The organism is Pseudobacteroides cellulosolvens ATCC 35603 = DSM 2933 (assembly GCF_001262605.1).
Classification (GTDB): domain Bacteria; phylum Bacillota; class Clostridia; order Acetivibrionales; family DSM-2933; genus Pseudobacteroides; species Pseudobacteroides cellulosolvens.
In genome coordinates this window covers 5,513,084-5,532,835 of record NZ_LGTC01000001.1, presented here as the reverse complement: position 1 = coordinate 5,532,835, position 19,752 = coordinate 5,513,084, and the positions used below count along the sequence as shown (strand labels likewise).

Sequence of the window (19,752 nt, the reverse complement as noted above, 5' to 3'; positions counted from 1 at the left end):
TATGAATAAGAGAAATTTTTCTTTAAAGATTGCTATACTTCTTTATATTTCATTGATTTTTGGGGGATGTGCTTCAAAGACTTTCCGGGATACAGCTTCAAATTCGCAGAAAATTACAGTGACAGATACACTTGGAAGACATGTTGAAATCGATGCACAGGCAAAAAAAGTAGTAGCTATTGGTCCCGGTGCTTTAAGATTGTGCTGCTATTTCAACAGTATTGATATGATTGCTGGAGTTGAACGGATAGACAAAGACGACACTACCGGCAAGCCCTACGTCATAGCAAATCCTTCACTTTCAAACCTGCCTCTAATAGGTCCGGGCGGTCCGAATAATGCCCCTGACCCGGAAAAAATACTTGCAGTTAGGCCTGAGATTATTTTCAGCACCTATGCAGCAGATAAAGCTTCTGCAGATAATCTGCAATCAAAAACAGGGATTCCTGTAGTTGTAATTAGCTATGGCAAGACCTCTGCCTTTGATCCGGCAGTTTATACTTCGATAAAACTAATCGGAAAGATTGTCGGAAAAGAACTAAAAGCTCAAGAAATCGAAGACTACATGAAGAAATGCAAAAATGATCTGGACACCAGGACGAATGATATTCCTGATGATAAAAAACCAAGTGCCTATGTCGGTGGCTTGGGGATGAGAGGAACACATGGGATTGAAAGTACGCAGGGGAACTATTCCTTGTTTAATGCTGTAAATGCCAAGAATGTGGTAGATGAAACAGGAAAAACAGGCTCGTTGATGATAGATAAGGAAAAACTTATCCAGTGGAATCCGGATAAAATCTTTATTGATGGCAGTGGATTCCAGCTGTTTCAGCAGGATTATCAGAAAAATAAAGATTATTACAATACACTATCGGCAATAAAAAATGGTGAAATTTATATACAACTGCCGTATAATTTCTATGCTACGAACGTAGATACGGCGATAGCGGATGCATACTACATGGGAAAAGTGCTTTATCCGGACCAATTCAAAGATGTGGACCCTGAGAAAAAGGCTGATGAGATATATAAAACTCTCTTGGGCAAGGAGCTATATTCTGAGATGGCTAAAGCATATGAGGGATTTAAGAAGCTGGCATTACAGAAAAACTACTGATGGTGCCAAATTATTGACAATGCTTTACTAATAGAGTATTATTATAATGGGCCTATGCCCGAATGATGCGATTAGGGGTATTGAAATGATAAAAATACGGTTATTGGCTGAAAACTATGCGAGAAAAAGGCATATGCTTGCTGAGCATGGCCTTTCAATATGGATTGAAAAAGATAAGAAACGCATCCTGTTTGATACTGGACAATCGGATATATTTTCGCTTAATGCAGAACAGGCTGGTGTTGATATTTCAAAAGCAGAACTGCTGGTGTTGAGCCATGGACACTATGATCACACCGGAGGAGTAGCGGAGTTTTGCAGGGCAAATCATCATGCACCCGTGTATATACACAAGGATGCTTTTCAAAAACGGTACTATGGCAAAAAAGAATCAAACAGAAATATTGGGATACCCTGGACAGAAAATGGGAGATATGATATAGACATTCCTGATGAAAGGCTTGTCGTTAACAAAGGCCCTGTAAATATTGATGAAGACATAGTAATATCCGGTGAAATACCCAGTACTGTGGATTTTGAAGGTGTACCCCATAACTTTTTTATTGATGACGGAAACGGGAACCTATCTCAGGATATGATTATTGATGAGCAAATGCTGCTAATTAAAGGCAATGCTGGAGTTTATGTTTTTGTAGGATGCAGCCATGCAGGAATAATAAACTGTATTAAATATGCCAAAAAGCTGTTTCCAGATGATAAGATTGCCGGAGTTATAGGTGGAATGCATCTGGAAGGAGTATCGGACATAAGGCTTCAATTGACAATTCAGCATTTTTTGGATATGGGTATACATACAGTAATTCCTCTGCATTGTACAGGATTGCTGCCTATATGGGAAATTAAGCGATTTTTGAAAGAACATTGCAAGATGCTGACAGTTGGGGATGAATTTATACTTGAAGAATAATAAGTGAGGGAAGAATAATGGTACATACATACTCTATGAACGGCATCAATATTGCTGTTGATGGAAATAGCGGCAGTGTTCATTTATTGGATAATATTTCTTATGAGTTAATATCCGTATTTAATGAACCATTTAAATATCAGCAAGCAATAAATAAGCTGCAGGATAAATATTCAGGCGAAAGTATTAAGGAAGCATGGAATGAAATTAATGAACTTGTTGAAACAGGGGTTTTATATGCACCTGAAATGGAAAAGGACACAATCCTAAAAAAGGCTGATTCAAATAATGGAATTAAGGCTGTATGCCTTCATGTAGCACATGATTGCAATCTTATGTGTGAGTATTGTTTTGCATCCAAAGGAAGCTATAAAGTAGCAAAAAATTTAATGCCTGCAGATGTTGCTTTTAAAGCTGTAGACTTTCTAATAAGCAACTCCGGTAAAAGAAAGAATGTTGAGATCGATTTTTTTGGAGGAGAACCGCTGCTCAATTTTGATGTAATTGAGAAAACAGTGGAGTACGGAAGAAAGGTTGAAGAGCTTACAGGTAAAAGTATTCATTTTACAATAACCACAAATGGTGTGCTTCTTGATGATGAAAAAATTAAGTATATAAATGACAATATGGACAATGTGGTTATAAGCATTGACGGCAGAAAAGAAGTACATGATGCTATTAGATACGATGCAGCAAGAAACGGTACTTATGATAGAATATTGGAAGGTGCACATAAGCTTGTGCAAGAAAGAAATGGCAAAAGCTATTTTATCCGGGGCACATTTACTGCAAAGAATCTTGATTTCTCAAAGGATGTTTTTCATTTAGCCGACCTTGGCTTTGATGAAATATCAGTAGAGCCGGTTGTAGGTGCTGGAGAGGATTTTCATATCCGTAAGGAGCATTTAAAGGATATACAAAAAGAATATGAGGAGTTGGCAAGTACATACATTGAGAGGATAAAACAAGGAAAGCCCTTTCGATTCTATCACTTCAATATAAACCTGTATGATGGTCCATGCCTGTATAAAAGGATTACAGCCTGTGGTGCAGGTAATGAATACTTTGCAGTTACACCGGAGGGGGATTTATATCCGTGTCACCAGTTCGTCGGACAGCCTGAATTTAAAGTGGGTAACATTAATTCTGGTTTAAACAATGAGGGCGTGCGAAAACGGTTCGGAGAAGCCAATATATTTATAAAGGATGAGTGCCGTAAATGCTGGGCAAAGCTATACTGCTCCGGAGGCTGCCATGCAAACTCTTACTATTCTAATGGTGATATTTTGAAGCCGGAGGAAACTGCTTGCGAGATGCAAAGAAAACGGATTGAATGTGCAATCATGATTGAAGCATGTAAATCGATTCAAAATGAATATAACAACAAATAGAAGGATAATGCTTTGACCTCAAGGCCAGACTTGTTGAGAGGAAGAAGATGGAGCTATGAGTGTTCTAATGTTGAGGATATTTCCAATACAGAGGAAGCTTTGATTTTATGGAAGAGAAACCTTAAACAAGAGCCAATCTGTGCTCGTGATTAGGGTTTTTTGCTTAAATGATACATAAACAGTATGGAGCAAGGAGAAAGGGATATAAGGGGTTAGAAAATATGAAGGATATATTGAAATTAGATATGCTCGTAAATACACTTGAAAATGAGCATGAACTTGATAAAAACAGTCTGGCTGAACTTTTGGAATGTAAAGATGTCCCTATACTTTATACTGCTGCAGACCGGGTAAGAAAGAAGTTTGTAGGTGATGATGTATACTTAAGAGGCTTGATTGAATTCAGCAACTTCTGCTGCAGGACTTGTTTTTACTGTGGCCTTAGGGCAGCAAACAGTGGAATAAAGAGATACAGGATGGAGCCTGGGGAGGTTATTGAATGTGCAGCAAATGCGGTAAAATACGGATTGAAAACAATAGTGCTTCAGAGTGGTGAGGATAAGTTCTTTACAGTAAATGACCTATGCAAAATAGTTGATAAAATTAAAGATATGGGTACAGCAGTAACTCTGAGTGTAGGTGAACTATCCAGAAATGACTATACAGCCCTTAAACATGCTGGGGCAGACAGGTATCTTTTACGTATCGAAACAAGTAATGAAAAACTGTATGAGAGCTTGCATCCGCGGATGAGTTATAAAAACAGGGTAAGATGTCTCTATGACTTAAAAGAACTTGGCTATGAGACAGGTACAGGTTGCTTGATAGGGCTTCCGGGTCAGACACCTGAAATGTTAGCAGAAGACCTTTTGTTTTTTAAGAAAATTGATGCCGACATGATCGGGATGGGGCCTTTTATTCCATGCAAAGGCACACCCCTTGAATATGAAGCAGAAGGCAATGTTGAAACTGTATTAAAGATGATGGCATTGGCAAGACTGCTTATGCCAGATATAAATATGCCTGTAACAACAGCTCTTGGAGTTAAGGCGGATGATGGTTACAGAAAAGGATTAGGCTGTGGTGCAAATGTTATTATGCCAAATATGGGGATAGATGATTATAAAAAGCTTTATGCTATATATCCTGGAAAAGGAGACAAAGTAGAAACTCTTGAAAATCAGATTAATGTGATAAAGTGTTTGATATCAAAGGAGGGCAGAGTAGTAGGGAAACATTTTGGAGGGCGTATTAGGACGGTTAAAATATAATTATATGAATTACGAGAAAGAATTTCAGTACTTCTTTTGGATATTTTAGTGCACTCTACAATTCAGAGTGCATTTTTTTTGTCATAAAATAATTGACATATGCCCAAAATAAGAATAAAATTTATTATGGGCATAGGCTTATAATTAAAATTGGATATTACAAAAGGAGATGTTGTTATAATGAAAATATGTTTATCTTCAAATGGAAATTCATCAGATAGCATAATGGACCCTAGGTTTGGAAGGGCTGCATATTTTGCAATTGCAGATACTGAAACAATGAAGTTTGAAATTATTGAAAACTCTGCGGCTGATTCCGGAGGCGGAGCGGGAATTACTTCAGCACAGTTGATGGTTGATAAAGGGGTAAAGGCTGTTATTACGGGAAATGTGGGGCCAAATGCCATGAATGTATTAAAGACTGCCGAGATTGATATATATAGGGGAACGGCAGTTTCCCTAAAGGAAAATTTGGAGAAATTAAATAAAGGATTGCTTGATAAAATTGATACAACCGTTCCTGAACATTACGGAATGCAGGGAGGCCGGAAATGAAGATTGCGGTCTTAAGCGGTAAAGGAGGAACGGGAAAGACAACCGTATCTGCAAGTCTTGCATTATCAATTGACAGATGCCAATATGTGGATTGTGATGTAGAAGAACCAAACGGATGGGTTTTTCTGAGACCGGAAATAAAGGATACAATTCCCGTTAATGTTCTTGTCCCTGAAGCTGATACATTGAAGTGCAATGGTTGCGGTAACTGCGGTAAAGCGTGCCAATTCCATGCTATTGCTGTAGTAAAAGGAAAGGTTCTGGTTTTTCCGGAAATTTGCCATCACTGCGGTGCATGCCTGATTGCCTGTCCTCATGAAGCAATCAGGGAAGTGTACAGAGAAACCGGGGTTATAGAGATAAACGGCAATAATACCTTTCTTCAAGGGAGATTGAATATCGGAGAACCTATTAGTATACCAGTTATACGTGAATTAAAAAAAAGATTAAGAAACGATATGACGGTTATTTTAGATTGTTCTCCAGGTGCATCCTGTACGGTTGTACAGTCTGTTGACGGCTGTGATTATTGTATTCTTGTTACAGAACCAACACCTTTCGGACTTCATGATTTGAAAATCGCCGTACAGCTCATAAGAAAGATGGGAATTCCTTTTGGTGTAGTGGTGAATAAGGCATCGAAGGATAATCAAAGTGTCCAAGAGTATTGTAAGGGAAATCATATTGAGGTTCTTATGGAAATACCATATTCACAGGAAATCGCTGGGGCGTATTCAAACGGTATTCTTCCCGTAGAGAATAATGGAGATTGGAAGAGTAAGTTTAAGGAAATATATCAAAAGATAGAAAGGGGTGCCGACAAATGAAGCAAATAGCTTTTGTAAGCGGTAAAGGCGGGACAGGAAAAAGCACCCTGGTATCATCTTTGAGCATACTTGTGAAGGATAAAATGCTGGCAGACTGTGATGTAGATGCACCAAATCTTCATATATTACTAAATGGTGATATTGTAAAGCAGGAAGATTATTTTGGTGCAAAAGAAGCAGTTATTAATTCATCTGTTTGTATAAAATGCGGTTTGTGTAAAAGAACGTGCAGGTTTGATGCAATAAGTGAGAAACTTGAAGTACTGCCGGTAAAGTGTGAAGGGTGTGGTGCTTGTACACTGGTATGCCCGGTTGGGGCCATATGCCTTGAAGAAGTAAAAACAGGTCAGACTTATGTGGCAAAAACTGATAGGGGTACTTTTTCCCATGCACTTCTTGACATTGGAGCTGAAGGTTCTGGAAAACTTGTAACCGAAGTCAGAAAGAATATTTATAATTATAAGAATAATGAAAAATGGGTGCTTATCGATGGCTCACCAGGGATTGGATGCGTTGTCATAGCGTCTATTACCGGAGCGGATGCTGTGGTGGCAGTTTCAGAGCCTACATTGTCGGGACTTAGTGATTTAAAACGAGTCTTGAGTGTAGTACAGCATTTTCAGATTCCTGCGTTTGTATGTATTAACAAGTACGATCTGAATCCTGAAATAACGGCACAAATTGAAGAATATTGCATTGGGAACGGTTTCCCGGTAATAGGGAAAATACCCTTTGATCCAACGATTGTAAAAGCTCTTCAACAATTTCAAACTCCTGTAGAGGCAGGAAATGAAATTGTTACTGAAGAAATTAAAAATATTTGGGAACAGCTGATGTGTAATGGTTTGTAAAATATATGGTGTTGCAGGTTCATTTTAAAGGAGGTATTTTAATGCGAATAGCAATTTCAACTGATGGAGAGTATGTCTCAGAACACTTTGGAAGGTGTCCAAACTTTACTATTCTGAATTTGGAAAAAGGCAAAGTTATTGAAAGAAAATCAATAGATAATCCTGGGCACTCTCCTGGATTTATTCCACAGTTTATGAATGAAAGAGGTATAAATCTCATTATATGTGGAGGAATGGGAGCTAGAGCATCAGGTATGTTCGAAGAACTGGGGATTGAAACAATAGCAGGAGTAAGCGGTAATATAAATGATATTATATCTAAATTGGAAAAGGGAACTCTTGTGGGTGGTGAGAGTCTTTGCAAGCCGGGGGCTGGAAGAGGATATGGCGTTGAAAAGACAGTATGCGATCACCCACATGAAGATTAATTAATTTTGAAATATTCTGCCGGAAGCAGGTTATAAAGACCTGCCTTTTTCAATGCTTAGCAAATAATTGTGTCTTTCAAAGATTGAAATACAGATATAGCATGGTTACATACACCACAATTTCCCGCGACAACTATCAAGGTTGACAAAATTGCACGTGATTTTGTTCTGTGAAAGGATTGATTAGAATTGCTTGACCAAATTTATGATTTGCTAAAGCAATATGATTTAAGGATGACGCCTCAACGTAAAGCAATTCTTGAGATTTTATACAATTGCAGAGGACATCATCTTGAAACGGAAAATATTTATCAACTTCTTTCTATCGGCCCGGATAAGAAACGTAAAGCAGGTATTGCAACTGTATACCGTACCATGGAAATGTTTGAAAAAGTAGGATTGGTTTCAAGGTTATCAATGGAGGATTCTCCCTCAAGATATGAACTGGTATTGCCGCAGGAAATAAACCATCATCACTTGATTTGTTTAAAGTGTGGCAGAGTACAGGAGCTTGATGATGTCTTAACAGAAGAATTTAAGAAAATTATTTTAGAAAACAAGAATTTTGTGGTAACTGCAAAACCTATTAAGATATTTGGCTATTGTGATGGATGCAGCCAGAAATGCAATTCAATAGATGATTTTAAAATGAAAATAGGAAGTGGGTTCAATGTTTAGAGAGGATTATTCAGATATAGTTTTGGAGCATTTCATGTGTCCGAGAAATGTTGGAAGTATGAATGATGCTGATGGAGAAGGTACTTGCGGAGAGCCTGGATGTGGAGATTCTTTAACAATATACATTAAGGTGCAGAATAATGTAATAGTTGAAATAAGTTTTCTTGTATTCGGTTGTGCAGCTGCAATTGCGACAAGCAGTATGGCGACAGAACTTGCTAAGGGTAAAACGATTGAAGAGGTATTAAAAATTACTGATGAAGATGTGATTGAAGCATTGGGAGGTCTGCCGGAACATAAGAAGCACTGTTCAAACCTTGGTGTACAGACACTAAAAAAGGCGATTGAGGATTATTATAAGAAGAATGCTCACAAAGAGTAATTTGCGGATATAATTTATTATTCGAATGTAATGATGAAAAGAAAGGGACGTAATGTTGGAATACTTGATGCGGATATTACAGGTCCGTCAATACCAAAGATGTTTGGTGCAGACGATTACAAGGTTGATACAAGCGAATTTGGATTGGAAAACGCACAAGCAATGTGATTGGTTGCTGCGAGGTAATTGAGCTTGAATTAATTCTCTCCTTATGAATAAATTATTGACATATGCCCAAAATAATCATATAATAATAATGAGCATATGCCCAAAATAAAACAAGGAGTGATTTGTTATGCCAAGAGGAGACGGTACAGGACCAATGGGAATAGGGCCGATGACAGGAAGAGGTGCTGGTAATTGTGTAGGTTATGCATCAGTCGGATCTGCCAATAGAGGAGTTGGATTTGGTAGAGGTATAGGTAGCGGTAGAGGATTTAGGAGAATGTTCTGTCTTACGGGGATGCCTGGATGGGCAAGAACTGGTTATTCACCGGCAATGCCTGGTGCACAAGCGATAGACGAGAAAACTGCATTAAAGAATCAGGAAGATTTTCTCGAAAAGCAGCTTCAACAGGTTAAGGAACGCTTAAAGGATTTTGACGAACAAAAGTAATTATCCTCTTCTGTTAAAAAGCAGGTTACTATTTTGTTACCTGCTTTTTGATGCTGATGAAATAGTTAAAGAATATATAAAGGATATTACATGCTAAAATAATGGCTATATAGATATAATACTAATAGGTTCAAAACAATACCTCTTTTTAATTGACTATAAAGATGGTAGAATAAGATATATGTAAGATTAATGAAAGGGGAACCACAAATTGTCAAGACCGCCAAAATGGAGAAAAGTTGAGTTTATTCCTAATATACAGTATTTTGTTCCTTTGGATTTGCAGACAGCAGACATGGAAGAGAACATTCTTAGAATTGAGGAAATTGAAGCTATACGCTTGAAAGATGTTGAAAAATTAGAACAGGAAGAATGTGCTGAACGGATGGAGGTTTCTAGACAGACTTTTCAGAGAATTCTTAATACAGGAAGAGAAAAAATTGCTGACAGTATTATTAATGGGAAGGCCATACGGATTGAGGGAGGAAATTTTACCCGTAATATTTGTTCTGTTAAATGTCTTGATTGCAACAAGGAATGGAAAGAAAGCTATGAAAATTTCGAGAAAATATTAAAAGGTGATTATTCCTGTCCTGATTGTCAATCGAAAAAAATAGTTTGCCAAAATACTAATGGACAAAAATTCTGTAAACGTAATTGCTGGAGAAAAGGCAGGACTGTCTAGAAATGCATTGGTACAGGGTAGTTCCCCTTATACCAATGCATTTTTTTAGTGGTATTAGTTATTTTGTGTACACCCATGTGGTTCAGGTCTTCACGTTTTAAGTATATCTTTTTCCCGCCAAATTTGTTTTGTCAGACTTTCAGCATAATATAAAATTTACTATTTGTATTCTCCTCTAATTATTAAATCTTTTGTCTTTTTAGTATTATGCCCAATAAAAAAACAATTGCCCAGATATTACACTCCAAAATGAATTGTTGTGGAAGGGCAAAAACACCTAACAGTACTCTTGAAAATGTGTATTTTGACACGTTTTGAAGTGTTTATGCAGCTACAATAAAAGGTTTGGTATTTAAATACTTCCTTTGGAATTGATGACATAATTGACATATGCCCATAAGGGTGTTAATATAAATAGTATTGGGCAATAGCTCATAACATTTAAAGATTGAAGAGGTGAAATCGTGATTATATCAGAAACTGAATTTACTGCAAGATATGGAGAAACTGACCAGATGGGCATTATACACCACTCAAACTATCCAGTATGGTTTGAAGCTGGGAGGACAGGATTTTTTAAGAAAATAGGTGTATGGTATTCGAAAATAGAAGAAAAGGGAGTGCTGCTCCCATTGACAGACTTGAGCTGCAGTTATATAAGCCCCGCCAGATATGAAGATGAAATAGTTATTAAAACTAAGCTTGTAGAGATGAGTTGTGTAAGGCTGATATTTCACTATGAGGGTTTAAATAAAGATAGTGGGAAGCTTATTGCAACAGGTGCAACTTCGCATGCATGGACTGATAAAAGCCTTAAGCCTCTAAATATACAAAAAAGGATACCGGAATTGTATCAAGCTTTGGTTGAGGCTTTGAAAGACTAAAATAAGAATATAGCTTAAGAACAATAATAAATCAACTAGGGGGATAAAGATGATTAAAAAACAAGCAAATATGAAGTCGTGCCTACAGCCGGCACCGAAGGTATTGGTATCATGTAGAGGGCTAAATGGAGAAAACAATGTATTAGCAGTTGCATATTGTTGCAATTGCAGCTATGATCCGCCAATGGTTATGGTTGGAATAGTTCCGTCCCGATATTCTTACAAGCTTATCAAGGAATCGGGCTGCTTTGTGGTGAATCTGGTTGGCAAAGAATACAAGGAAACCTTTGATTATCTTGGAAGTCACAGTAAATATGATGGGGATAAGATTGCAGAAATGAATGTCAGTCTTAGTGAAGGCGTAAAAGTTAATGCTCCGGTTCTTGATGGTTGTCCTGTAAGTATTGAATGTAAAATTGTTGATTCGATATTAACAGGTTCTCATGAAATGTTTGTAGGAAAAATCGAGTATGTACACGCTTACGATAAGCTTATTGACAGCAAAGGAGATATTGATTTTTCCTTAATTGATTTTTTATAATGCTTAGGGGATTATGGTTTATCATTGCTTTGTTATAAATACTTGAAATGAATATTAAAATTATAGAATTATTTGAAAGAGGATCAAAATGGAAATACAACTTGACTGCTTACCTTGTTTTCTTAGGCAGGTGCTTGATGCCTCCAGAATGGCAACCCATCAGCTTGATATTCAGAAAGCGATAATTATCGAGACGGCAAAGCTGATACAAAACTATGAAGAATATAGGTACTCTCCATCTGTTGGCAGAGAAATGCATAGTATTGTAAAAAAGTATACCGGAGTTTCAGACCCATATAAAGACGTAAAAGTTAGGAATATCAAAACGGCCTTGAGCATTTACCCTTCTCTTAAGTATTTTTTATTCAAAACGAAGGATAGGCTGTATTGGGCTTTAAAAATAGCTGCCACTGGAAATATTATAGATTCAGCCATTTATAATGATATTGATGTGGAGAGTAGGGTTGGAAAAGAACTTGACAGAGAGTTTGCGGTTTGCGATATAGATAGATTTGAAAAGCTGCTGAAAAACTGCAAGACATTGTTAATTATCGCAGACAATGCGGGAGAAACGGTATTTGACCGGGTTCTTATTGAAGAGTTACTTTATCTGAACATTATATATGCCGTCAGAAGCGAGCCTATTATTAACGATGCTACTGCTGAAGACGTATATGCTTCAGATTTCAACCGTAGTGTTAAGGTAGTTTCTTCAGGATGTAATGCTCCGGGAACAATTATTGAAGAATGCAGCGATGAGTTTCTTGAGATATACAACAATGCAGATATAGTTATAAGCAAAGGCCAAGGTAATTTTGAAACTTTGTCTGAGCAGAAAAGGGAGATATTCTTTTTATTGAAAGCCAAGTGCCCAATTGTAGCAGACAGGCTTGGGGTGTATGTTGGGGATTATGTACTGAAGTCTAATAATCATGGAGAATAGGTCATAGAAGTTATTTGGGATGCAATAAATCTTATGCAGTTTATTGTTATTCCGAAGAAGTAGAGTAGATGCTAAAGAGAGGAATATGAAATGAAAAAAATTGTATTTACAGTTTTGCTATTTGTATGCATTGCACTCTCTGGATGTAAAGAGCAGTCCGCAACACAAACTGAATCTTCCAAAATACAAGTTGCGGTGTCTATAGTCCCGCAAGCGGAGTTTGTAAAGGCTGTCGGGGGAGATCTTGTTGATGTCGTAACAATGATTCCGTCAGGAAAAAGTACTGAAAATTATGCTCCAACACCTCAGGAAATTGAAAAATTCAGCAATTCTTCCTTATATTTTGCTGTTGGTGTTCCAACGGAAATTGCAAATATACTGCCCAAAGCCAGAGAGTTAAATAAACATTTAAAGATAATCAAATTAAATGATGAGGTAAGAAAAGCATATCCGGAAAGAGAGTTTTATCCAGGCAGCAGAGATCCTCATATATGGATGTCTCCAAAAAGAGTAAAAGTTATGGTGGAAATTATATCAAATGAGCTTTCAAAAATTGATTCAAAGAATAAATCACTCTATGAAAAAAATGCACAAGAATACTGTAATAAACTTGATGAACTGAACAAACAGATAAAAGAGTCACTTTCTAACTTGAAAAATAAAACTTTTATAGTATATCATCCGGCTTTGGGGTACTTTGCTGATGAATATGGATTAAGGATGCTTTCACTTGAAGAGGAAGGCAAGGATGCTACTGCAAAGGATTTCGAGCAAAAAATAAGTGAAGCTAAAAAGCAGGGAATAAAGGTTATATTTTATCAAGCTGAAATAGACAGCAAGCAATCTAAGGCTTTTGCAGAAGAATTAAATGGGAGTACAGAGCAGATATCTCCTCTTGCTCCGGATTATATTGAAAATTTGAGAAAAACCGCTGATACTTTCGTTAGAGTTCTTAATAAACAATGAGGTTATCTATGGATACTATTGTTCAGATTAAAGATTTAAGTGTGTTTTATGAAGATATATGTGTATTGGAAAATATAAACCTTAACATAAATGAAGGAGACTTCCTAGGTATTATTGGACCAAACGGAGGAGGTAAAACTACTCTTCTTAAGACCATATTAGGTTTTATAGCTCCGTCAGAAGGTTCAATTAGTATACAGGGTAATAGTAATTTTCATTCGAAAATTAAGATAGGATATGTTCCGCAGCATACAGTCTTTGACCGCAATTTCCCTATAAGGGTGCTCGATGTAATACTAATGGGCCTGTTAAATAATAAAAACCTGTTTTTAAGAAGATTTTCAGTCAAAGAAAAAGAAGCAGCTTTATGCGTGATGGAACAAGTTGGTATCAGTGAACTGAAGAACAGACAGATAGGGCAACTTTCAGGCGGACAGATGCAAAAAGTATTATTATCCCGCACACTATTGCAAAAACCAGATTTGATACTTTTGGATGAGCCGACTGCAAGTATGGATAATGCATCAAGAACAAGAATATATGAAATCATAAAAGCCTTAAACAAAGAAATTACTATAGTTACCGTTACTCATGATACAAGTTTTATTTCATCCTACATAAAAACTATAGCGTGCCTGAACAAAAAGCTGTTTTATCATGGCGAGCCTGCTTTGGATGAGGCTGTTGTTGAGCAGGTTTATGGATGTCCTATAGAACTTCTGGCACATGGAATTCCACATAGAGTCCTGAAAGAACATGGAGATGAACAAAATGTTTAAATCAATTTTAGAATATGGCTTTATTCAAAATGCGTTTGTAGCATCTATCCTTTCAAGTATCGCTTGTGGGATTATTGGAACAATAATCATAGAAAAGAAGTTGGTTATGATGAGCGGTGGTATTGCTCACACAGCATTCGGCGGTGTTGGAATGGGATACTTTCTAAAAATAGAACCTATTATAGGAGCATTGATTTTCTCACTTTTATCTTCATTAGGTATTGCGAAACTTCATAGAAAATCAAATACGCAAACAGATATTCTTATGGGATTATTCTGGTCAGTCGGCATGGCAGCAGGAATTCTTTTTATCGCCTTTACACCTGGCTATCCGCCGGATATGTCATCATACCTTTTTGGTGATATTTTAACAGTCACAAGATTTGATTTGTTATTGATGCTCATCTTAGATAATATTGTTATTTTATTGACGGTGCTCTTATTTAATGCATTAAGAGCGTATATGTTTGATGAGGAATTTCTTAAGGCAAATGGAATAAAAATTCAGTATTTTGATTATTTAGTCTTTGCCATGATTGCTGTAACAGTAGTTCTTCTTATTAGGGTAGTAGGAATTATTCTTATACTTGCTTTGCTTACAGCTCCAGCTGCAATTGCAAAACTTTTTACAAAAGATTTAAAGACTATAATGATTTTGTCATGTATACTGGGGATGGTATTCAGCATTACAGGTTTGTGGATATCGTATGAAATGAGAATTGCTTCTGGTGCTGCTATTATAATGGTATGCGGGATATCATACTTAATTGCTGTATCAATTGGTAAAAAATTTGTTTTGAGAATTGGATTTATTATATAAAGTTCTTGGGAATAAAATCATTATTAGTAAATCAAATTACATTCTTTATAAAACATAGTATAAGAACGTAATCAGTTTCCTGTGTGCTTGGTAAACATTACCATGTAATATTTATTATTTAAAAATTAGATTATAATAAATATGAAGTCGAAGTTCACTTGATAGTGCTTACACAAAAAATGTTGGTTATGTGGTAAATATAAATAGACCACGGAAGGAAAAATCACATTTCTAACGAAGGAGACTGACAATGAATGATATAATAAAAAACATATTAACAAGAAGAAGTATACGTGCTTTCAAAGAGGATCAGATATCGGAGGAGGAATTAAATACTATTCTTGTGGCAGGAAGCTATGCCCCGAACGGGATGGGAGAGCAGAACTGGAAATTTACTGCCATACAAAATGCCGCTAAAATTAAAAAGGAGATGGCACGATTAAACGTTCAGGGTATTTTGAAAAGGGAGAACCCATCGGTGAGTGGATTACCTATGATAGCAAAGGAGCAAAGCACAAGACAACCCAGCGGAGAAAAAAAGAATAGATATACACCTAAATAAACTTTTTCGTGCTTAAAAAAATGATCCCACATATTCATGCAGGAAAAGTCGGGTAGGCACACATAACTTCTAGTATTCTATTGGTGAGAGGAGGTCATAAAATGGATTTGCTTAAAAATATGAATGATGCATTAAGTTATATTGAAGAAAACCTTGACGGGGATATCAACTTAAAAGAAGTAGCACGACTGGCTCTTTGCTCAGAGTATCATTTTCAAAGGATGTTTTCTTTTCTTGCAGGTGTTACACTGTCGGAATATATTCGCCGCAGGCGACTTACACTCGCAGCCTTTGAACTTAGTAACAGCAACATCAGGATAATTGATATTGCAGTCAAATTCGGGTACAATTCCCCGGATTCGTTTACGAGGGCTTTTCAAAACTTGCATGGTATAACACCGTCAGAAGCCAGAAATACCAGTAAACCGCTAAAAGCTTATCCACGAATGACCTTTCAATTATCGATAAAAGGAGGAAGTGAAATGAATTATCGTATAGTAGAAAAAAATGCATTCCGTGTAGTAGGTATTAAAAAAAGAGTGCCTATAGTTTTCAATGGGGTTAATCCGGAAATTGCAGCTATGTGGAAAAGCTTAAACGAGGAAATGATCTTTGAGCTTAAGGGACTTTCTAATGTGGAACCATTAGGGTTAATAAGTGCATCAATAAACTTCTCGGAAGGAAGAATGGAGGAAAAGGGGGAGCTTGACCATTATGTAGGAGTGGCAACAACAAGTGAGTGCCCGGATAATCTGACCCAACTTGAAGTTCCTGCTTTAACATGGGCAGTGTTTGAAACAGTGGGCCCATTCCCGGATACACTTCAAAATATATGGGGACGCATCTATTCCGAATGGTTCCCATCTTCAAACTATGAGCAAGCAGAAGGCCCGGAAATCCTGTGGAATGAGAATAAAGATGTAACTTCACCAAACTTTAAAAGCCAAATATGGATACCGATTTTAAGAAAATAATATTTAGTTATATATTATATAGACAAAAATCTTTCGATTAAAGATTATGTATGAAATGGGAGATGATTTTTGTGGAAACGACTCCCTAAATCGGATCTTAGCGAAAGGAAATAGTATACATGAACAAAATACTGATTGTGTATTATTCGCTTTTCCAAAACACAGCGAATTTAGTATTGGAAATAGCTATACAGACAGATGGAAGTGGTGGATTTTGCCAGATTCAAAATGATATAGCCAGAGAGTGCCCAAAATCCATTATTCTACCTGGTATTGCTGTAAATGGAGTTGTTTCATCAGAAGAAGTTACAAATTGGCTTGAGACAATTGGATACAAATTATAGACATGATAATTTCATTGTGTTGTATATTGCCAAAACTGAGGATAAGAGATTTTATGTAATCAGTATTATGTATAGTGGAAGGAAAATTTGTGAGCAGTTTAAAGAGACTGATACTTGAATATGTGAAAAACTTTCATGAAAAGCACTTTTGTATTTTGAAGGTGCTTTTATATTTACAAATATATGCAGTCATTGAATAACAGTTGTTCAAATGATAAAATAGGTTATGAAAAATATAACAATAAAGGTAAATTAAATAATATGATAACTAAGAATATTCGTTAAGTAAAGGTTATTGGAAGTTTTATTGTGCTAAATAAAAAGCACACAAATTGCCTAAGATATGAGCCAGGGAGGAAAGTTCATGAACATATTCAAAAGAATATCATTTGCATTGTTAATTGTTTTTGTATTTATTATTGTTGAAAAATCTTATGCGAAAGACAATATAATAGAAGAACCCAATTTAAAGGTTATAATTCATGGTAATATTATTGATTTCTCCGATGTGCCTATTATAAAAAATGGTAAAACATTGTTACCTTTAAGGCAGGCATTAACATCTCTAGGTATTCAAAATGATGACAAACATATTATATGGAATTCATCAGAACGCAGTGTTACAGCAAGTAATGATAAAACAAAAGTTTATATTAAAACAAATAGCCTAATTGGGTACATAAATAATGTTAAGACGGATCTTGATGCAGCACCAGTTATATATAACGGCAAGACTTATATTCCAATTAGATTTATTGCAAAATCTTTTAATAAACAGATAACTTGGGATAATAAATCAAAGTCAATATTTATATATGATGAGGCTAAGGTAAATAAAGCAAAAAAAGTAGTTAATGAAGCAGAAGATAAATTGCAATCTTTAAGCAAGTATAAATATATAGAAACTTTAAATTCAAATAGCAAATGGGGTTACTGGGTTAACCGCTATGAAGTCGACAAACTTAAAAACATAAATCATAGTATACTTGAAGTTTACATGAAAAAAGGAGATAAGGATTGGATGGAATTTAATGAAATTTATTTGGTTGGGGATAATTATTATATAAAAACTAAGGATAATAACAATAGCTCAATGAGTGAAACCCATTGGGAGAAGCGGAATATAACAAGTCAGGAGAAACAAACACAAGATAAAACAAGACAATTATTATCCAAATTAAGCCAAGTATATTTTTATGGCCTAAATATAACAGAAAATGAAGAGGAATATATGCTGAAAGGTTTTACAGGTAACCCAATAGAAGGACACGAATCTCCAGATTCTAATTCAAGAATAGAAATTACTATAACAATTGATAAAAAAAGCAAAATATACAAAGAGATTAATATTAGGCAAATTGGAAAAAATAGTGCACATTATGAACATCCAGAAGAAAAATATAATTTAGAATATAACACAAAGTATTTAGATGTAAGCGAAAACTTTGAAATTCAGCTTCCTAATAATCTGCCTAACTAAATCGATACAAACTATAACTTATCAGAGTTGTATGATAAGGATGGCAAGCATTCCAAAAAAGTACATTATTCATTTAGAAATATTTATAATATGACATGCAGTTGTCAGGTTAAGAGTAATATACTAATTTTATAAGAAGAATATAAAAAGAGGTATATTAAGATGAATTACGAACTATATAGTAAAACCGTTCGTTATTTGCTCTGACAGATGCAAGATTAATAACATATCTTAATATAATAATGTAATGATGGAGAAAAACAATGGACAAACTGGATTATAAAAAGGATTTGAAGGATTTATACCTGCCAAAGAATAGTCCTTGTATAATAGAAGTACCATCAATTAGGTTTGCAGCGATTGACGGCAAAGGAGATCCCAATGGTGAAGAGTTTGTCTTGGCGACTGCTGCACTCTATAGCTTCAGCTATGCGGTAAAAATGTCTTATAAAAGTAAGGAAATTCCCAAAGGATTTTATGGTTATACTGTTTTTCCACTTGAGGGTGTGTGGGATTTAGTGGATAAGGCCAAACCAATATCTGACAAAACCAACTATGCATACTCCATTATGATTCGGCAGCCGGATTTTTTATGCGATGAATTATTTGAGCATTTTATTACCGAAACAAAAAAGAAAAAGCGTAATGATTATCTTGATAAAATAAAGTATATAAACATAACCGAGGGAATGTGTTGTCAGATTCTTCATTTAGGAAGCTATGACGATGAGCCCGGGAGCTTTGAAATAATGGAGCAGTTTTGTATAGACAATGGATATGAGAGAAGCTCCTTAAAGCATCGGGAAATATATATTTCAGACCCTCGCAAGACTGAAGTTAGCAAGTTAAAAACGGTACTGAGGTTTGAAGTAAGGCAAAAATAAAAAAATTGTGCGTTGATATATAAAAGTTTTGTTGAGAAAGGTTAAAAAGCTATGAATATCATTAGCGTTGATAGAAATAATATTGATAAGGAACATATTTGCTGTGCCATTTCTGATAAAAAGGGTGAAACTTGTGTATCATCCAAGAAAGTATGGATGAAAAGTCAATTTGAAAATGGACTGGTTTTCAAACGGCTTGATGCAAGAGGAAAGGCTTTTATTGAGTATATTCCTGCTGAAAATGCATGGTGTCCCATTGAAGCTGAGGGTTATATTTTTATAAACTGCTTTTGGGTTTCCGGGCAGTTTAAAGGTCAGGGATATGCAAACAAGCTATTGGAGGAATGCACTGCTGATGCTAAGGCCCAGAACAAAAAAGGGCTTGTTATTCTTTCTTCAACAAAGAAGATGCCATTTTTGTCAGACCCGAAATATTTAAAATATAAGGGATTTAAAGTTTGTGATACAGCGAAGCCCTATTATGAACTTTTGTATCTTCCGTTTAATGGAGACGCAAAAGAGCCCAAATTTAAGGATTGCTGTAAGCATGCTTCAGTTAATGAAAAAGGAATGGTTTTATACTATACAAATCAGTGCCCACATACTGATAAATATGCTCCATTAATAGCTGAGATTGCAAAATCAAAAGGACAAAGCATAAAGTTAATAAAGATGGAATCAAAGGAGCAGGCACAAAATGCTCCGGCTCCATTTACAACATACAGCTTTTTCTATGATGGTATGTTTGTAACTAATGAGATATTCTCAGAAAGTAAATTTTTGAAATTTCTTACCACAACCATTAAGAGTGGCAAAATCTCAGGCGATTTTGTTTAGGAAAAG

General features: G+C 35.8%; 25 protein-coding genes and 1 pseudogene. All 26 read left to right on the top strand.

The features are described from left to right. Position 1: 1 nt before the first annotated feature. On the top strand, positions 2 to 1,120 hold the full coding sequence (locus Bccel_RS22935; RefSeq protein WP_036935504.1) for an iron ABC transporter substrate-binding protein: 1,119 nt from the start codon (positions 2 to 4) through the stop codon (positions 1,118 to 1,120). A gap of 85 nt (positions 1,121 to 1,205) precedes the next feature. Next, positions 1,206 to 2,048 carry an MBL fold metallo-hydrolase gene (locus tag Bccel_RS22930; protein ID WP_050753759.1) on the top strand — a complete coding sequence of 281 codons (843 nt, stop codon included), beginning with the start codon at positions 1,206 to 1,208 and terminating at the stop codon, positions 2,046 to 2,048. A gap of 17 nt (positions 2,049 to 2,065) precedes the next feature. Beyond that, complete coding sequence (gene scfB, locus Bccel_RS22925; RefSeq protein WP_201781976.1) at positions 2,066 to 3,439, top strand: thioether cross-link-forming SCIFF peptide maturase; 1,374 nt, start codon at positions 2,066 to 2,068, stop codon at positions 3,437 to 3,439. A 12-nt stretch (positions 3,440 to 3,451) separates the two neighbouring features. Then, complete coding sequence (locus tag Bccel_RS30450) at positions 3,452 to 3,592, top strand: hypothetical protein (protein WP_154673409.1); 141 nt, start codon at positions 3,452 to 3,454, stop codon at positions 3,590 to 3,592. Positions 3,593 to 3,660: 68 nt separating this feature from the next. Beyond that, positions 3,661 to 4,710, top strand: coding sequence for a [FeFe] hydrogenase H-cluster radical SAM maturase HydE (gene hydE / locus Bccel_RS22920; protein WP_050754070.1), 1,050 nt, complete (start codon positions 3,661 to 3,663; stop codon positions 4,708 to 4,710). 180 nt (positions 4,711 to 4,890) lie between these two features. Beyond that, positions 4,891 to 5,265 carry a NifB/NifX family molybdenum-iron cluster-binding protein gene (locus Bccel_RS22915; protein ID WP_036935507.1) on the top strand — a complete coding sequence of 125 codons (375 nt, stop codon included), beginning with the start codon at positions 4,891 to 4,893 and terminating at the stop codon, positions 5,263 to 5,265. Beyond that, a complete protein-coding gene (locus Bccel_RS22910; RefSeq protein ID WP_036935510.1) occupies positions 5,262 to 6,092 on the top strand; it encodes a nucleotide-binding protein in 831 nt (276 codons plus the stop codon). Before Bccel_RS22915 ends, Bccel_RS22910 begins: the two co-directional genes overlap by 4 nt. Then, entirely contained in the window at positions 6,089 to 6,943 is an 855-nt protein-coding gene (locus Bccel_RS22905) for an ATP-binding protein (RefSeq protein WP_036935512.1), read from the top strand. The genes Bccel_RS22910 and Bccel_RS22905 overlap by 4 nt, the downstream gene beginning before the upstream one ends. A 41-nt stretch (positions 6,944 to 6,984) precedes the next feature. After that, positions 6,985 to 7,371 (top strand): NifB/NifX family molybdenum-iron cluster-binding protein, encoded by a 387-nt coding sequence (locus Bccel_RS22900; protein WP_036935514.1) that lies wholly within the window; start codon positions 6,985 to 6,987, stop codon positions 7,369 to 7,371. A 189-nt stretch (positions 7,372 to 7,560) separates the two neighbouring features. Next, entirely contained in the window at positions 7,561 to 8,049 is a 489-nt protein-coding gene (locus Bccel_RS22895; RefSeq protein ID WP_081926687.1) for a Fur family transcriptional regulator, read from the top strand. After that, entirely contained in the window at positions 8,042 to 8,431 is a 390-nt protein-coding gene (locus tag Bccel_RS22890) for an iron-sulfur cluster assembly scaffold protein (protein ID WP_036935516.1), read from the top strand. The genes Bccel_RS22895 and Bccel_RS22890 overlap by 8 nt, the downstream gene beginning before the upstream one ends. A gap of 30 nt (positions 8,432 to 8,461) precedes the next feature. Beyond that, entirely contained in the window at positions 8,462 to 8,599 is a 138-nt protein-coding gene (locus Bccel_RS31765) for a P-loop NTPase (protein ID WP_242853027.1), read from the top strand. A 127-nt stretch (positions 8,600 to 8,726) separates the two neighbouring features. Beyond that, positions 8,727 to 9,047 (top strand): DUF5320 domain-containing protein, encoded by a 321-nt coding sequence (locus Bccel_RS22885; protein WP_036935518.1) that lies wholly within the window; start codon positions 8,727 to 8,729, stop codon positions 9,045 to 9,047. 211 nt (positions 9,048 to 9,258) lie between these two features. Next, positions 9,259 to 9,732 (top strand): DUF134 domain-containing protein, encoded by a 474-nt coding sequence (locus Bccel_RS22880; protein ID WP_036935520.1) that lies wholly within the window; start codon positions 9,259 to 9,261, stop codon positions 9,730 to 9,732. 464 nt (positions 9,733 to 10,196) lie between these two features. Then, on the top strand, positions 10,197 to 10,616 hold the full coding sequence (locus Bccel_RS22875; protein WP_036935522.1) for an acyl-CoA thioesterase: 420 nt from the start codon (positions 10,197 to 10,199) through the stop codon (positions 10,614 to 10,616). A gap of 49 nt (positions 10,617 to 10,665) precedes the next feature. Next, positions 10,666 to 11,157 carry a flavin reductase family protein gene (locus Bccel_RS22870; protein ID WP_036935524.1) on the top strand — a complete coding sequence of 164 codons (492 nt, stop codon included), beginning with the start codon at positions 10,666 to 10,668 and terminating at the stop codon, positions 11,155 to 11,157. 88 nt (positions 11,158 to 11,245) lie between these two features. Further along, positions 11,246 to 12,100 (top strand): damage-control phosphatase ARMT1 family protein, encoded by an 855-nt coding sequence (locus Bccel_RS22865; RefSeq protein WP_036935526.1) that lies wholly within the window; start codon positions 11,246 to 11,248, stop codon positions 12,098 to 12,100. Positions 12,101 to 12,190: 90 nt separating this feature from the next. Then, positions 12,191 to 13,066 carry a metal ABC transporter solute-binding protein, Zn/Mn family gene (locus Bccel_RS22860; protein ID WP_036935528.1) on the top strand — a complete coding sequence of 292 codons (876 nt, stop codon included), beginning with the start codon at positions 12,191 to 12,193 and terminating at the stop codon, positions 13,064 to 13,066. A gap of 8 nt (positions 13,067 to 13,074) precedes the next feature. Continuing rightward, positions 13,075 to 13,845 (top strand): metal ABC transporter ATP-binding protein, encoded by a 771-nt coding sequence (locus Bccel_RS22855; protein ID WP_036935530.1) that lies wholly within the window; start codon positions 13,075 to 13,077, stop codon positions 13,843 to 13,845. Next, a complete protein-coding gene (locus tag Bccel_RS22850; protein ID WP_036935532.1) occupies positions 13,838 to 14,665 on the top strand; it encodes a metal ABC transporter permease in 828 nt (275 codons plus the stop codon). Before Bccel_RS22855 ends, Bccel_RS22850 begins: the two co-directional genes overlap by 8 nt. A gap of 250 nt (positions 14,666 to 14,915) precedes the next feature. Next, positions 14,916 to 15,092 (top strand): annotated as a pseudogene (locus Bccel_RS29810) (nitroreductase family protein); the annotation flags it as partial. Positions 15,093 to 15,328: 236 nt separating this feature from the next. Further along, the gene (locus Bccel_RS22840; RefSeq protein ID WP_036935536.1) at positions 15,329 to 16,201 is read left to right on the top strand and encodes an AraC family transcriptional regulator; all 873 of its coding nucleotides are present in this window, start codon (positions 15,329 to 15,331) and stop codon (positions 16,199 to 16,201) included. Between the two features lie 119 nt (positions 16,202 to 16,320). Then, the gene (locus Bccel_RS22835; protein ID WP_036935538.1) at positions 16,321 to 16,545 is read left to right on the top strand and encodes a hypothetical protein; all 225 of its coding nucleotides are present in this window, start codon (positions 16,321 to 16,323) and stop codon (positions 16,543 to 16,545) included. Positions 16,546 to 16,909: 364 nt separating this feature from the next. Beyond that, entirely contained in the window at positions 16,910 to 18,025 is a 1,116-nt protein-coding gene (locus tag Bccel_RS22830) for a copper amine oxidase N-terminal domain-containing protein (protein WP_036935540.1), read from the top strand. 263 nt (positions 18,026 to 18,288) lie between these two features. Continuing rightward, positions 18,289 to 18,909, top strand: coding sequence for a GyrI-like domain-containing protein (locus tag Bccel_RS22825; protein WP_036935542.1), 621 nt, complete (start codon positions 18,289 to 18,291; stop codon positions 18,907 to 18,909). A 51-nt stretch (positions 18,910 to 18,960) separates the two neighbouring features. Beyond that, entirely contained in the window at positions 18,961 to 19,746 is a 786-nt protein-coding gene (locus tag Bccel_RS22820; protein ID WP_036935544.1) for an N-acetyltransferase, read from the top strand. Positions 19,747 to 19,752 lie beyond the last annotated feature (6 nt).

Bases quoted from the DNA above. Each gene is read 5' to 3' on its own strand.
- Bccel_RS22930 (WP_050753759.1), top strand. From the start codon at position 1,206: ATGATAAAAATACGGTTATTGGCTGAAAACTATGCGAGAAAAAGGCAT.
- Bccel_RS31765 (WP_242853027.1), top strand. From the start codon at position 8,462: ATGATGAAAAGAAAGGGACGTAATGTTGGAATACTTGATGCGGATATT.
- Bccel_RS22885 (WP_036935518.1), top strand. From the start codon at position 8,727: ATGCCAAGAGGAGACGGTACAGGACCAATGGGAATAGGGCCGATGACA.
- Bccel_RS22865 (WP_036935526.1), top strand. From the start codon at position 11,246: ATGGAAATACAACTTGACTGCTTACCTTGTTTTCTTAGGCAGGTGCTT.
- Bccel_RS22890 (WP_036935516.1), top strand. From the start codon at position 8,042: ATGTTTAGAGAGGATTATTCAGATATAGTTTTGGAGCATTTCATGTGT.
- Bccel_RS22850 (WP_036935532.1), top strand. From the start codon at position 13,838: ATGTTTAAATCAATTTTAGAATATGGCTTTATTCAAAATGCGTTTGTA.
- Bccel_RS22835 (WP_036935538.1), top strand. From the start codon at position 16,321: ATGAACAAAATACTGATTGTGTATTATTCGCTTTTCCAAAACACAGCG.
- hydE (WP_050754070.1), top strand. From the start codon at position 3,661: ATGAAGGATATATTGAAATTAGATATGCTCGTAAATACACTTGAAAAT.
- Bccel_RS22820 (WP_036935544.1), top strand. From the start codon at position 18,961: ATGAATATCATTAGCGTTGATAGAAATAATATTGATAAGGAACATATT.
- Bccel_RS22860 (WP_036935528.1), top strand. From the start codon at position 12,191: ATGAAAAAAATTGTATTTACAGTTTTGCTATTTGTATGCATTGCACTC.
- Bccel_RS22855 (WP_036935530.1), top strand. From the start codon at position 13,075: ATGGATACTATTGTTCAGATTAAAGATTTAAGTGTGTTTTATGAAGAT.
- Bccel_RS22870 (WP_036935524.1), top strand. From the start codon at position 10,666: ATGATTAAAAAACAAGCAAATATGAAGTCGTGCCTACAGCCGGCACCG.
- Bccel_RS22825 (WP_036935542.1), top strand. From the start codon at position 18,289: ATGGACAAACTGGATTATAAAAAGGATTTGAAGGATTTATACCTGCCA.
- Bccel_RS22905 (WP_036935512.1), top strand. From the start codon at position 6,089: ATGAAGCAAATAGCTTTTGTAAGCGGTAAAGGCGGGACAGGAAAAAGC.
- Bccel_RS22830 (WP_036935540.1), top strand. From the start codon at position 16,910: ATGAACATATTCAAAAGAATATCATTTGCATTGTTAATTGTTTTTGTA.
- Bccel_RS22900 (WP_036935514.1), top strand. From the start codon at position 6,985: ATGCGAATAGCAATTTCAACTGATGGAGAGTATGTCTCAGAACACTTT.
- scfB (WP_201781976.1), top strand. From the start codon at position 2,066: ATGGTACATACATACTCTATGAACGGCATCAATATTGCTGTTGATGGA.
- Bccel_RS22910 (WP_036935510.1), top strand. From the start codon at position 5,262: ATGAAGATTGCGGTCTTAAGCGGTAAAGGAGGAACGGGAAAGACAACC.
- Bccel_RS22915 (WP_036935507.1), top strand. From the start codon at position 4,891: ATGAAAATATGTTTATCTTCAAATGGAAATTCATCAGATAGCATAATG.
- Bccel_RS22935 (WP_036935504.1), top strand. From the start codon at position 2: ATGAATAAGAGAAATTTTTCTTTAAAGATTGCTATACTTCTTTATATT.
- Bccel_RS22840 (WP_036935536.1), top strand. From the start codon at position 15,329: ATGGATTTGCTTAAAAATATGAATGATGCATTAAGTTATATTGAAGAA.